General features: G+C 43.4%; 13 protein-coding genes. 5 read left to right on the top strand and 8 right to left on the bottom strand.

The genetic code is table 11. The features are described from left to right. Nucleotides 1–60: 60 nt before the first annotated feature. Nucleotides 61–291 (top strand): hypothetical protein, encoded by a 231-nt coding sequence (locus tag MHO32_RS25820; protein ID WP_074051703.1) that lies wholly within the window; start codon nucleotides 61–63, stop codon nucleotides 289–291. A gap of 56 nt (nucleotides 292–347) precedes the next feature. On the opposite strand, the gene MHO32_RS05230 is transcribed toward MHO32_RS25820, so the two are convergent. Together MHO32_RS05230 and MHO32_RS05225 are read right to left on the bottom strand one after the other, a co-directional pair. Then, a complete protein-coding gene (locus tag MHO32_RS05230) occupies nucleotides 348–953 on the bottom strand; it encodes a class I SAM-dependent methyltransferase (RefSeq protein WP_005453590.1) in 606 nt (201 codons plus the stop codon). 162 nt (nucleotides 954–1,115) lie between these two features. Further along, nucleotides 1,116–1,571 carry an Lrp/AsnC family transcriptional regulator gene (locus tag MHO32_RS05225; protein ID WP_005453588.1) on the bottom strand — a complete coding sequence of 152 codons (456 nt, stop codon included), beginning with the start codon at nucleotides 1,569–1,571 and terminating at the stop codon, nucleotides 1,116–1,118. 149 nt (nucleotides 1,572–1,720) lie between these two features. Between MHO32_RS05225 and MHO32_RS05220 the strand changes: the two genes are divergently transcribed. Next, a complete protein-coding gene (locus tag MHO32_RS05220; RefSeq protein WP_239210800.1) occupies nucleotides 1,721–2,647 on the top strand; it encodes a DMT family transporter in 927 nt (308 codons plus the stop codon). Nucleotides 2,648–2,740: 93 nt separating this feature from the next. After that, nucleotides 2,741–3,403: a PilZ domain-containing protein gene (locus MHO32_RS05215; RefSeq protein ID WP_047515332.1), complete on the top strand. Its 663-nt coding sequence runs from the start codon at nucleotides 2,741–2,743 to the stop codon at nucleotides 3,401–3,403. Between the two features lie 67 nt (nucleotides 3,404–3,470). Here MHO32_RS05215 and luxQ read toward each other — a convergent pair whose 3' ends face one another. From luxQ to MHO32_RS05190, 5 genes are all read right to left on the bottom strand, one after another. Further along, entirely contained in the window at nucleotides 3,471–6,050 is a 2,580-nt protein-coding gene (gene luxQ / locus MHO32_RS05210; protein WP_005453581.1) for a quorum-sensing autoinducer 2 sensor kinase/phosphatase LuxQ, read from the bottom strand. Beyond that, nucleotides 6,050–7,147 carry an autoinducer 2-binding periplasmic protein LuxP gene (locus MHO32_RS05205; RefSeq protein WP_005453580.1) on the bottom strand — a complete coding sequence of 366 codons (1,098 nt, stop codon included), beginning with the start codon at nucleotides 7,145–7,147 and terminating at the stop codon, nucleotides 6,050–6,052. The genes luxQ and MHO32_RS05205 overlap by 1 nt, the downstream gene beginning before the upstream one ends. A 349-nt stretch (nucleotides 7,148–7,496) precedes the next feature. Continuing rightward, nucleotides 7,497–7,823, bottom strand: coding sequence for a GIY-YIG nuclease family protein (locus MHO32_RS05200; protein WP_239210799.1), 327 nt, complete (start codon nucleotides 7,821–7,823; stop codon nucleotides 7,497–7,499). After that, a complete protein-coding gene (locus tag MHO32_RS05195) occupies nucleotides 7,820–8,473 on the bottom strand; it encodes a YceH family protein (RefSeq protein ID WP_005453575.1) in 654 nt (217 codons plus the stop codon). Before MHO32_RS05195 ends, MHO32_RS05200 begins: the two co-directional genes overlap by 4 nt. Before the next feature lie 93 nt (nucleotides 8,474–8,566). Continuing rightward, nucleotides 8,567–8,770: a hypothetical protein gene (locus tag MHO32_RS05190; RefSeq protein WP_009696233.1), complete on the bottom strand. Its 204-nt coding sequence runs from the start codon at nucleotides 8,768–8,770 to the stop codon at nucleotides 8,567–8,569. Between the two features lie 238 nt (nucleotides 8,771–9,008). Here MHO32_RS05190 and MHO32_RS05185 point away from each other — a divergent pair, with 238 nt between their 5' ends. Next, the gene (locus tag MHO32_RS05185) at nucleotides 9,009–9,323 is read left to right on the top strand and encodes a DUF496 family protein (RefSeq protein WP_005453573.1); all 315 of its coding nucleotides are present in this window, start codon (nucleotides 9,009–9,011) and stop codon (nucleotides 9,321–9,323) included. A 123-nt stretch (nucleotides 9,324–9,446) separates the two neighbouring features. Continuing rightward, entirely contained in the window at nucleotides 9,447–10,784 is a 1,338-nt protein-coding gene (locus MHO32_RS05180; protein ID WP_029790049.1) for an MATE family efflux transporter, read from the top strand. A gap of 141 nt (nucleotides 10,785–10,925) precedes the next feature. Here MHO32_RS05180 and MHO32_RS05175 read toward each other — a convergent pair whose 3' ends face one another. Then, nucleotides 10,926–11,915 (bottom strand): Gfo/Idh/MocA family protein, encoded by a 990-nt coding sequence (locus MHO32_RS05175; RefSeq protein ID WP_050908253.1) that lies wholly within the window; start codon nucleotides 11,913–11,915, stop codon nucleotides 10,926–10,928. Nucleotides 11,916–11,956: the final 41 nt, after the last annotated feature.

The following is an 11,956-nucleotide window of genomic DNA, read 5'->3' as shown; positions in this document are numbered from 1 at the left end:
ATTTACCCATTAACAAAATTTAATATAAAGTCACATTTGGCTGGAGATGATGCTAAACCAATGGTTATCAATCGATTAAGTAACAGGGATTGTCCTAATGCTACCAAAGCCAAGTTTTTGTCAGTAGTTAGGCATGTTAAAGAGTTCGGTTCAATCAGTGATTTGGACCTATGTAAAATCTTCGGAGAAACAATTTGGAGTGATGGGAGGGAATACCATTCAGCTGCTTTCTCTTTTAGGGTTGATAGACACACAGGTAACTGTGAGATCTCAAAATACAAATACCAATAAGGCTTAAAAGACTATTCGAACGGAGACAGGAAACTGTCTCCGTTTTTTATTGTCGGTTATTTTGGCATCACGATAGTAAAATCATGATCGGAATAACCTTCAATTAAGTAACTTCTCTCACTCAGCAGCTTGCAATAACGCAGTACACCATCTTTGTTGTGAGACTCTAACATCCGCATGCTGGGTAACTTAGCCTCATCCAACAGATTAAACACACAAGCAATACTCGCAGTCTGATACATTTTCTCAATCATCTCGATTGTATGATTTGGGTTGGCAGATTGGTAATTGAGCGAGCCAGATGCAAATACATAGTGCGCTTTCGGCAAAATCAAGTTAGAGAAATCGCCCCGGATAAACTGCGTATCAGTAATGAAATGACGCTTGCGAGATTCCACGATAAACCGCTTTTGTTGATCAATGCCGATATAATGACTGGGGCTATTGCCTTTTTGTTCTATATACGCCAACAAATCTCCATATCCACAACCAATATCAAGAATACTTTTGCCATTAAGGTCTAAATCCCGACATAAGGCTTCAAAGCGTGTGACTTGGCTGAAAGTGTCTTGCCACCCCAGCGTCCTGGCTCTGTCTTCGCCAAATTGTTTGTGTCTTTTTCGGTGATAATGTGCGATGCGTAATCTGTCGAGCCACTTCATGATTGCTTTGTTTGTTGGGTTTGTGAATAACCGTATTTATGAGTATACCCAGTAACTTCAAGATGCAGAATTCTGAGCATTGTCATTGATTCGAGGTCAAGGAAAACAACGCCGCGTCTACAAGACAAATCGTTCTCGAAGAACCTAGCATCTCGAGGTTACTTAGGTATAAATCGGTAAGTTACCATTTCCTTTCACTTGGCGAATCGCTAAGTGCGTATGAATATCTTTGACGTTTTCAAGGATCTGGAGTTTTCGCGTAAAAGCTTCATAGCCAGTGAGATCTCTACTCACCACTTCTAATAGATAATCGTACGCCCCAGAAACAACATGGCAGGAGATCACTTCTTCCATTTCGCTTACCGCTTGCTCAAATTCATCTATTGAACTGGCTTGGTGATTATTAAGGCTTACTTCAACGAATACCGTCATTGCAATTCCCGCTTGTTCGCGAGAAACCATTGCGCGGTAACCACTGATCACGCCTTCTTGTTCCAAGCGTTTAATTCTTCGCGCACAAGGGGAAGCGGAAAGCCCCACTCTATCTGCCAGTTCGCTTGTTGTCATTGTGGCGTCTTGCTGGATCAAATCCAATAACTGTCGGTCAATTTTATCCATCTTGCCTTCCTTGCCAGATTTCGCCATGATTTTTTAATTCCATGCCGAAATTCACTAAGTTCTAACTGTATTAAGTCATATTTTGCCACCATTGAGCGTCACTTTCATTCGATAATTAACACATTATTTACAAATAAACGGAACCTCCCATGGCATTAGGATACGCCGCAATCATCACAACGCTCTTTCTTTGGTCTGGTTTCTTTCTATCGCTACGTGGAGGCGCAATTTCAGCCCTTCAACCTGCCGATATTGCCTTAACTCGCTTTTTCATTCCGGCGTTGGTGTTACTTCCTTTCGTCCTCAAATCCATGGATAAAGTACGCGCAGTACCGAACAAATATCTTATCGGTATCGTCATCGGAAGCGGACTCCCATACTTGCTCGTTGCTGGCACCGCTATGCACTTTGCCCCAGTCGCCCATGGCAGTGCTCTGATACCTGGCACTTTGCCTCTGTTTGTCTCTGCGATTGCGGTCATTTGTTACCAGCAACCTCTTTGCCAACATCGTATGGTCGGTTTGTCTGCTGTCTTACTTGGGATTATGGTGTTCCTGCTGTCCAATCTCGGTGAAGAATACAACTGGGCACAATTAAAAGGGCACTTACTGTTTCTAGTCGGCAGCTTAATGTGGGCGGTATTTACCATCAGTGCTCGCGTTGCAAATTTAAGTGCTTATGTTTGCGCTGGGTTTGTTTCAGTCATTTCGTTTGCATTGCTGATTGTCGCTGTAGGTTTCGGTTGGTTGGATAGTTATTTAGCCATCACACCTATCACTGATTGGCCATGGAAAGAGCTTGTTGGTCATCTCGTATTACAAGGTATCGGAGCAGGTCTATTAGCATCTTTCACTTTTCTTTACGCAATCAGAACCATTGGAGCGGAAGCCAGCGCCGCATTCGGATCTCTCACACCAGTATTGGCAACCTTACTCGCAATGCCAGTGTTTAATGAGCAGCCTGATACCCTTACATGGTGTGCTTTAATATTGGTGACTTGCGGTAGTATCGTGGCGAGTAATATCCTGATGAAACAAGACCCTAGTCAGAAATATCAGCCACCTGTTCACAGATAACAATAAAATTGCATAACTTTTTACAGGCACCTATTGAAAGCCAAAATAGCGTTTTGATAACCTGTTGCGATAATAAATTAAACGTCAGATGTTATGCCTTCAACTCATACAAAAGATGAACTGCATAAATTCCTAAAAACAGGGATGCGAATCTCGGTAAATTTCGAGTTCGGTCAGGAAGAAAAGTACATTTACGCTGCTACTTATTTAGGGCTTAAAGAAAACGCTTATATCATTCTCGACATACCCGCTCGGTTATTAGAAGAGCAAGCGCTAAGAAAACTCACCAATGTGGACGTTGTTATCCGTGGTGTGTCAGATACAGATCTGGGGCATGTGATTGCTTTTAAGACCAGTGTGCTGATGAACTTGGTCCGACCGTCTCCGTTATTGTTTGTACGGATTCCTGCCACCTTCGCGACGAAGCCTGTACGTGAGCATGAGCGTTATAAATTGCAATTAGACTGTGCAATAGACCACACTGGCAATAAATATGATGGCAGTTTGGTCGACTTCTCTCTTTCTGGCTGTGGAATTTCGACGTTGGTTGAACCCGAGTTTGAAATCGGTGAGCGAATTACGATTGAATCCCCTTTAAGTGGCTATATCGACGAAGAAAACCACTGCTCAGTTGCCAATATTAAGAAGCTACCAAAAGGTTGGATTATAGGCGTGAAATTTGAGGTACCGCTTGATATGTCCGAAGAATTGAAGAATGAGTTACTAGAGCATTCTTTTTCAGCCAGCACGATTTAGGCTGCATAAGGTTCTCAACCGTAAAGAACTAAAAAGGGAGCATCATGCTCCCTTTGCTATTTCTGCATTACGTCCGTTCTAGCAAAAATCTTTGCTTAAAATCGACAAACGCTTCATGTAATGCGTTTTCTTTGATTGGCTTGAGCAAGACATAATTCGCCCCTGCCGCCATAAATGCATCACTAGTTTCTTTAGCTGTATCAGCCGTACAGGCATAAATAGGCGTACCAAGTCGCAAGTTCTGACGGATCTCATGAGTTGTTTCAATACCACCAAGATGCGGTAATTGATTGTCCATCAAGATAAGGTCATAAGTATTGTCCGCGAGAAACTCCATCGCTTCTAATCCATCTTTTGCCCAATCAACCTGCATTTTGTACTTCTTGCAGAACGCCTGAAGAATAAAGGCATTGGTGTGATTGTCCTCCACCAGCAACACTTTCAAACTCTCATCAAACAAAGCTTCAGGCTTAACGCGTTGACTGACTTCTAACGGTCGGAATACACGCTCACGGTCTTTTACCGGCAATGTCACAACGAAAGTTGTGCCCATCCCTTTACTACTACGAACCTGAACATCGCCTTCCAACATATCGACAAGATTCTTAACGATGGTTAAGCCTAAACCACTGCCACCGTATTCTCGTGTTGTTGTTGCTTCTTCTTGTACAAACGGTTCGAACATTTGGTCTAACTTGTCCGACTCAATCCCGATCCCCGTATCAGTAATTTCAACAACCAATACACTGTTCTCTGCACCATAAAATTGCTCAAGCTCGGCATGGATCCGGATAGAACCCGACGGAGTAAACTTGGCGGAGTTACTAACAAGGTTAAACAGAATTTGGTTGAGTCGAACTTGATCCGTAAAGATTTCGACATTCGGATCCAGTTTGTTTTCGATAACCAGCTCAACCCCTTTATTTGTACAGATTGGACGATAGATATTTTCCAATGTGCGAATCGTATCGGAGAATGAGAACGGGTGCTTCTGAATATTAAACTTACCTTGCTCTATCTTGGAGAAATCCAAAATATCATTCAGTACGGCAAGTAAGTGCTCACCACTGTGGCACAGAACATCAATTTGGTTCTTCTGCTCTTGAGTTTCTACCGTATCTTTAAGCAATTGCGCAACACCTAAGATACCGTTAATTGGAGTACGGATCTCATGACTCATCTTCGCAAGGAAATCAGCTCTAGCTTGTGCAGACTTCTCTGCTTCTCTACGTGCGATATTACTTTGCTTTTCCGCTTCAATCAGAGTCGTAATGTCTTGCCCTTGCACAATGATGCCACTGATATCACCATCGACACGAATTGGTGATAGGTTCCAACGGTAAATCTTATTCCCAATTGGAACGTTGACGCCTGTTAACGTCGCACCTTGCGCTGCCATCTTCAGGTGAGGTGTCAATTTATCTTTGAAGCCTTGGAAGACAGGATGCATGGTTTCATTGTCATCTTCGATAACGAGCTCTTTGCGTGCTGCAGGGTTCATTTGGATAAGAACACTTTCCTCAGACCACACCATAATCGGTGATAACGCGAAGTTAAACAGGTCTCGGAATGACTTCTTCTGCGCCTCTAGTTCCTCAAAAGTACTTTCAAGAGTAGAGCCAATATGATCGAACTCTTCGATATCCGAACCATCAAAGCGCTCAAAGCCCTTTTCCTCACGCGCGGAACGAGTGTAGGACATCAGAGACTCCAACTGCGCCGCTACCTTACTCTCGATCCATTCTTTAGTGAGCAACGCAATCATGATCATACCGATGATAGAAGCCAACATTGCTAGGATATGTTGGATCTGCAACGTAACAACGCTTTGGTTATCCTGCACAGTAAGCAAGCATAACTCTGTCGTCACGGCATTCACTTCTATTGGAGTTTGAATCACTAAAAGTTTGTCGAGCCTTCTTTCTGAACCTTTGCGCTGCAAAATATCCGCAACATTGTATGGCTCGTCACCAATTAAGGAGTTAGCTAAAGGGACGTTATTCGCCACAAGGACCACATTGTCGACATTACTTTCGCTTTTTAGCTTCTCCATCAAAGCGAAGTTGTTATCAAGCACTACAACATTAAAAGAGAAGCCAAGCACTTCACCTGTCGCAGGATCCAACACTGGCACGCGACGCGTCAGCATATGTCTAGAACCAATAGAGGTCATCACATTAATGTAATACCAGTTATTACTAAAGGTGACGCGGTTCGCCAAACTGTCGAGGATAAGATCATTCACACCATAGAAATGTGCATTACCATCATCCCAAATGATGCCCTTATGATCGGTCAGAAAGCGAAACTCTGGCGTGTGCGATGGGTCACTTTGATCGATACTGAGAAAGAAAAAGTTAAGTGCATCAGTGTCGCGATTGGTGTAAAAGTCACGAATCACTTCACTTTTTGAGTTGCTGTCATGATGTATTTGAATCGCCGCAAAGTGACTATCAAATATATTGTGGATCAATGCAGAGGTTTGTTGCTTCGTTCTGTCGACTTCTTGCCAAATGATCTGTTTAGAGAAGTAATAGCTCTGAATAAAAATCCCTAGAATGATCGGAGCAAGAACAAGAATGATGATCTTTGTTATGAGCGTCGCCAGTGAGCGACGCTTCTTTATGTTTGATCGAGTTATTGTCATCAATTATCTGAATATCTAAATGCACGCTTCTTCAGCGTTTCGATTCTTTCCGGTGAATCGGCTTTGGTAACAATTTCAAAATCACCGGAATATACGGTTGGGACAGGTTTTCCTTCCAAATCCCACTTAATAGCTTCTGCCATGGCAATACCAGTATCATCATTCATACGCATGACAGTGATATCTAAGTCGCCTTTCTGAATAGCGTCAAGCTCTGCTGAACCACCGCCCCAACCGTTGATCATAACGTCACTTCGCCCTAAATCTGCTAACGCCTCAACAGCGCCTAACGCAACATCAGTCGAGCACGCATAAATAAAATCAACATCTGGGTGCTTTTCTAAACTTGCTTTTGCAGCATCATATCCCGACTGCTTTGTTGCTTTAGTGTAGTACGCTGATTGTAGTTCAAAGTTATTATCACGGTTAACCTGATGAATAAACGTGTCACCTCTCACATCACTAATGTACCCTTCCGAGAAATAGAGCACACTGTAATAGGTGTGCTTCGGAAAGTACTTTCCGAATTCTGTCGCTAATTCACGGCTACCTTCCGCGTGATCAAATCCGACATATAAAAACGGTTGATGTTTATCCCATTCACGCACTGGTGTCGTGATATTTTGTAAGATCAATTTGGTGTTTGTTGAATCAAGAACGTGTTCAACAAATTTGCGGTGTCTGGTTGTATCTAACGTAAAAATCAAATAATCGGATTTGCTCTTCAGCGCTTCCATTAACGACAAGCTTTGCTGCTTAATATCCGCATTAGGGCGTGTGAAAACTTGGTTGATCTGATAGTTGATATTTAGCTTGTCCAAGCGCTTTTCAAATGCCGCAATGTTTCTTACCCAGTAATCAGATACTTGCTGCCCCGGATAAACCACGGATATTTTAAGCGGACGCTTTTTGTTTTTAGAGAATGGTACAGGACGTTCACGAACGGCTTCTGCTAAAGCATTAGTGAGTTTTCGCTGCTGCGGGAATTCATCCAAGAACTCTTGATAACCCCAGTAGCCATTGAGCACTTGCGTTGCATGTGAAACAGGAGAGAAACCGACCATAGAAATCAGGGAAAATAGTAACGCTTTTTTCATCTGTTGCTCTTTTAGTTTTTTATGGAGCATGGAACTGCTCTATTTTATTACCTAGCCGAGTCATCCTTTACCCTATAATTCTGATATCCATAAATTGCCCGCTTCTATATAAATTTTTTTGATATTAAGCCTAGCAGGGCATCAATGTATTATGTGTTACTGTCGCCTGAAATGATACCCATAATAGACAAAAATAAACCGCCATTTGAAGGCGGTTTGCTCTCTAATACGCATAGTGTTAATTCAAATTGCCCAACATTGAACTAGCAGCACATATTTGTACTTTTTAGTTGATTAGAAGTTGTACAGCTCAATATTGGTCGAAAATGTCACTTGTGAAAATCAATGATTAATTTGAACACTTCACTCGTGCTTGAAATGCAAGAACATGTTTTTCATCGATGCAAATTTCAGCATCTTCGCTGACTAATAGCTCTTTCTTAGCTTTAGTCAGTTGCTTGATAAAGTATTCCGCTTTCATCGCGACGCTTTTGCTTTCAAAAGAAGAGAACCATTCCAAGGTTAATGGTCCCTTCCCTTTCAGTGCTTTTGCACCTTTCCCGCTCTGATGCTGTTTGAAGCGTCGATCCACATCATTCGTTACACCACAATACAGCGCATTGCGGTTATTACGGATTAGATAGACGCTCCAATTTTGCTCGGCAGTCTCACTCATGAAAGCAGAGATTCAACCTGTTCTTTTAATGCGGTCAGCTCTGCACGAAGTTCTGCCACTTCTTGTTCTAACTGGCTAATGCGCTCAGAACCGGCTGATGATGGCGCCGCACTTGCCACAGCCAACTCACTGATGTCTACCTCACCACAAAATAGATGCATGTAACGTGATTCACGCTTGCCCGCCTCGCGAGGCAGTTTAACCACAAGAGGTCCTTTCTCTTCGCTTGCAAGGTGCTCAAGAACGTTTTCAACTTCCTTTACATCATTAAATGTTGCTAGACGATTAGTGCGCGTGCGAATTTCGCCAGGGGTTTGAGCACCACGAAGCAGCATGCAACATACGATGCCTTTCTCTTGCTCGGTAAGTTGTAGGTCGCCAAACTCGGTATTACAGAATCGGTGTTGGTATTTGCTGACACGGCTATTGAAACCACTTTCATCACTGACAAGACGACGCTCGATGAGTGCATCAACCGCGTCTAGTACGTCTGCTTCAGACAATGACATGACAGGTTCGCGGTTGCTTTTTTGATTACATGCGTTCGTCAGCGCGTTAAGGCTTAGGGGGTATTGGTCGGGGGTGGTGACTTCTTTTTCGATTAAGCAGCCAATTACTCGTGCTTCAATTGCCGTTAGCTCAACTTTCATAATGCATTTCCTTATTATTGTTGCATTTGAATTTGGGTATCAGGCTAAAGCATAGCGCATGGACCTGACACCCTTTGCGAATCGGGTTAGGTCTTAATGCTCTGATAGAATCGACACTTTGGTCATTTTTCCATTCTCGTCAATCATCATTATCTTCGAACGATTGAGTTCGACTTCAGTGATTTCGAGTTGCGTTCTAGCAGCCACATACGCTGCTTTGAGTTTGGTAGCCAAAGAATCGTCTTGGTTATCGACCTCTTGGCTTTCGACTTGCTCCGCAATAGTCCCAGAGTTCATTTCGAGCTTCATATTTTTGTATTGAATGAAGTTGATGATATAGCGAAGGCTCCACCATGACAACGAGTCCCTTCACTCAAGTGAGCAACATTCACGCTTTTAGCACTCGATTGTTAATGTCACATCAGAATTGATGGATAAATGTCCAACCCAGCATGACGTTTGATCTAAAGACTGTTATGCCACGAGATGTTGTGCTTTAATCGAATCAGATATTCACAAATTAGGAAAGGGAACCATGAGTAGCGTATTTGAAATCGTGAACCAAGCTCGTCGTAAAAACAAACTAAAACGTGAGCTGCTTGATAACGAGAAAAAAGTTCGTGACAACCGTAAACGTGTAGACCTACTAGAAAACCTTCTAGACTACATCAAACCAGAAATGTCTCACGACGAAATCGTTGCAATCATCAAGAACATGAAAGCAGACTACGAAGACCGCGTTGACGATCACATCATCAAGAGTGCAGAAATTTCTAAAGCACGTCGTGACATCAGCCGTCGTATTCGCGAACTGACTGAAGAAGACAAACAAACTAGCGGCAAAAAATAAGCCCAAATAGTTGTAGAATTTAACCCCGAGCAGGGATAACTTGCTCGGGGTTTCTTTTTGTAACTTACAAAACCAGTGTGTACAATAACACCAATTCTTGTTCCCAAAACACCCAATTTCTCTATGTCTTCTACTTCTTCTAGCGTGCAACCAACGTTAGCAAAACAACTTTTCACTATGACCTGGCCAATGCTGTTTGGCGTATTGTCATTGATGAGCTTCCAACTTGTCGACAGTGCCTTCATTGGGCAACTGGGCGTTTTACCACTTGCGGCACAAGGCTTCACTTTACCATTACAAATGGTGGTTATTGGCATTCAAGTTGGTTTGGGTATTGCCACTACCGCAGTGATATCGAAAGCACTAGGAGCAAACGACACCCACTACGCAAAACAATTAGGTGGGTTAGTCCTCATGATTGGCTCTGTCGGCGTAGCTGTACTTGGTTTGATCATTTGGTTATTGCGTTACCCTATTCTCTCTTTATTAAGCGCACCAGAAACCGTCATGCCAATTATCGACAGCTACTGGCCATGGTGGTTGCTAAGCTCATGGACGGGTGCTGTGCTGTACTTCTATTACAGTATTTGTCGTTCTAATGGTAATACCATGCTGCCAGGCACTATGATGATGGTCACCAGTGTAGTGAACTTAGTGCTCGATCCACTATTCATTTTCACCTTTGATTTAGGCATCAACGGTGCCGCTATCGCTACGATAATCGCGTTCGGGTTTGGCATTTTGGTTGTGGCGCCTCGCGTACAAAAAAATCACTGGGCGACGTTCCAATGGCAAGAGCTGGATGTTGTGAAAAGCGTTCGCTCCATCGGTCACATTATGGGACCGGCAATGATCAGCCAATTATTACCACCACTCTCTTCTATGCTGGCGACGAAGCTATTGGCAGGCTTTGGTACCGCAGCGGTAGCATCATGGGCGTTAGGCTCTCGTTATGAGTTTTTTGCTATTGTTTCTGTACTTGCACTGACGATGTCAATGCCGCCGATGGTTGGTCGTCTACTAGGAGCGAAAAACTACACCGACATTCAGTCTCTCATCTCGATTGCGGTTAAGTTCATACTTGGTTTCCAATTGCTGATTGCTGTGATTACGTTTATCGCTGCAGACCCACTGGCATTATTGATGACCAGCGACGCGCAAGTCACCCATGTACTTGAAATGCACTTGATGATTGTACCTATCAGTTTGGGCTCGCTTGGTGTATGTATGTTGATGGTTTCGATCTGTAACGCCCTTGGTAAGTCCTACACGGCACTGACCATTTCGGCACTGCGCCTATTTTTGTTCTTCCTTCCGTGTTTGTGGATCGGTGCACAAATGGGTGGGATTCAAGGGCTACTTATTGGCGCGTGTTTGGGTAATATCTTAGCTGGTATCGCGGCTTACTTAACCTATAGAAAAACAATTCGTAAGCTCACAGAAGCGCATGCTGCCGCTTAAATAAGCAAGAAAAACGAAAGCCCTCGCATTGAGGGCTTTATGGTTTTTATACACTAGGGTCTGTTGATCTTTCGCGGTTAAATTTCACTCAGATGGGGACGCCTAGCCGAACCCTTTGGGCAGCGTTTGTAAAGAAAGACGTTAGCCTAGCGCCACTTTATCCGCTGGGAACACAACACCAGTCTGTCTTCTCACCTCAGTGAGCACTTTAGCAACGATAAGTGAGCGCTGCTTCATTTGTGGATCAATCGAGCCAACTTTGAGTTGCTTAGCAAATGCTTGCGCTTCGTAGAACATGTGGTTCTCTTCTTGAGGCAATGTTAGTACTTGTTTACTCTCACCTCGCAAAATGCGCTCAACACCACGTCCTGTGGCAATCATATCTACCAGCACACTGCCCTGTTCACCCTGGAATTCACTTGGGATTAGCGAATCGCTTACCTTGGAATGTAATAGGTTCACGTTAAAGCCGTCATACGCCAACGTCACACTGCCACAACCATCGACGCCAGAAGGCAAAATGTGAGCACTTGCTTCTATGCTGTTAGGCTCGCCAAACAACTCAATCGCGGAGCCAACACAGTAGTAACCGATGTCCATAATCGAACCGTTGGAAAATTCTGGATTAAATGTATTTGGATTCTCGCCATTTAAATATTTCTGATATCGAGAAGAGTACTGACAATAACTGATCGTGGCATGACGAAGAGGGGCGATCGCTGGTAGGCTGTCTTTTAGCACTTGAAAATTCGGCGTATATGGTGACATGAAAGCTTCGAACAACACGACGTTATTTTCTTCAGCGGTCTTAAACATCGCCTGAGCAAGAGGATAATTTGAAGCCATCGGCTTTTCGCAAATCACGTGCTTACCCGCTTTAAGCATTTGCATTGCCTGAGGCGCATGCAACGAATTTGGACTCGCTATGTAAACGGCATCGATATCGTTATCAGCCCCCAATGCTTCTACGCTATCGTAATAAGATTGCGCATTATAAGGCTTGCCAAATTCGCGCGCTTTCTCAACATCACGTGAATACACAGCTTGAAGAGAAAATTCTTTGGTCTGAAGCGCAGCTTCAACAAATTGTTGAGAGATCCAGTTCGTCCCGATCACAGCAAGTTTGAACATGTTACTTCCTTTTCTTTATCGTTCTAGAAGCCGTAAGGAGT

The organism is Vibrio sp. MMH1-50 (genome assembly GCF_022347645.1).
In the GTDB taxonomy this organism is placed as follows: Bacteria; Pseudomonadota; Gammaproteobacteria; order Enterobacterales; family Vibrionaceae; genus Vibrio; species Vibrio harveyi.
The sequence above is the reverse complement of the archived record's forward strand: the minus strand, read 5'-3'. Positions and strand labels throughout refer to the sequence as shown.

Excerpts from the sequence above, each read along its gene's own strand:
- MHO32_RS05220 (WP_239210800.1), top strand. The coding sequence starts at position 1,721 with ATGGCATTAGGATACGCCGCAATCATCACAACGCTCTTTCTTTGGTCT.
- MHO32_RS05175 (WP_050908253.1), bottom strand. The coding sequence starts at position 11,915 with ATGTTCAAACTTGCTGTGATCGGGACGAACTGGATCTCTCAACAATTT.
- MHO32_RS05225 (WP_005453588.1), bottom strand. The coding sequence starts at position 1,571 with ATGGATAAAATTGACCGACAGTTATTGGATTTGATCCAGCAAGACGCC.
- MHO32_RS05230 (WP_005453590.1), bottom strand. The coding sequence starts at position 953 with ATGAAGTGGCTCGACAGATTACGCATCGCACATTATCACCGAAAAAGA.
- MHO32_RS05190 (WP_009696233.1), bottom strand. The coding sequence starts at position 8,770 with ATGAACTCTGGGACTATTGCGGAGCAAGTCGAAAGCCAAGAGGTCGAT.
- MHO32_RS05185 (WP_005453573.1), top strand. The coding sequence starts at position 9,009 with ATGAGTAGCGTATTTGAAATCGTGAACCAAGCTCGTCGTAAAAACAAA.
- luxQ (WP_005453581.1), bottom strand. The coding sequence starts at position 6,050 with ATGACAATAACTCGATCAAACATAAAGAAGCGTCGCTCACTGGCGACG.
- MHO32_RS05195 (WP_005453575.1), bottom strand. The coding sequence starts at position 8,473 with ATGAAAGTTGAGCTAACGGCAATTGAAGCACGAGTAATTGGCTGCTTA.
- MHO32_RS25820 (WP_074051703.1), top strand. The coding sequence starts at position 61 with ATGGTTATCAATCGATTAAGTAACAGGGATTGTCCTAATGCTACCAAA.
- MHO32_RS05215 (WP_047515332.1), top strand. The coding sequence starts at position 2,741 with ATGCCTTCAACTCATACAAAAGATGAACTGCATAAATTCCTAAAAACA.
- MHO32_RS05180 (WP_029790049.1), top strand. The coding sequence starts at position 9,447 with ATGTCTTCTACTTCTTCTAGCGTGCAACCAACGTTAGCAAAACAACTT.
- MHO32_RS05200 (WP_239210799.1), bottom strand. The coding sequence starts at position 7,823 with ATGAGTGAGACTGCCGAGCAAAATTGGAGCGTCTATCTAATCCGTAAT.
- MHO32_RS05205 (WP_005453580.1), bottom strand. The coding sequence starts at position 7,147 with ATGAAAAAAGCGTTACTATTTTCCCTGATTTCTATGGTCGGTTTCTCT.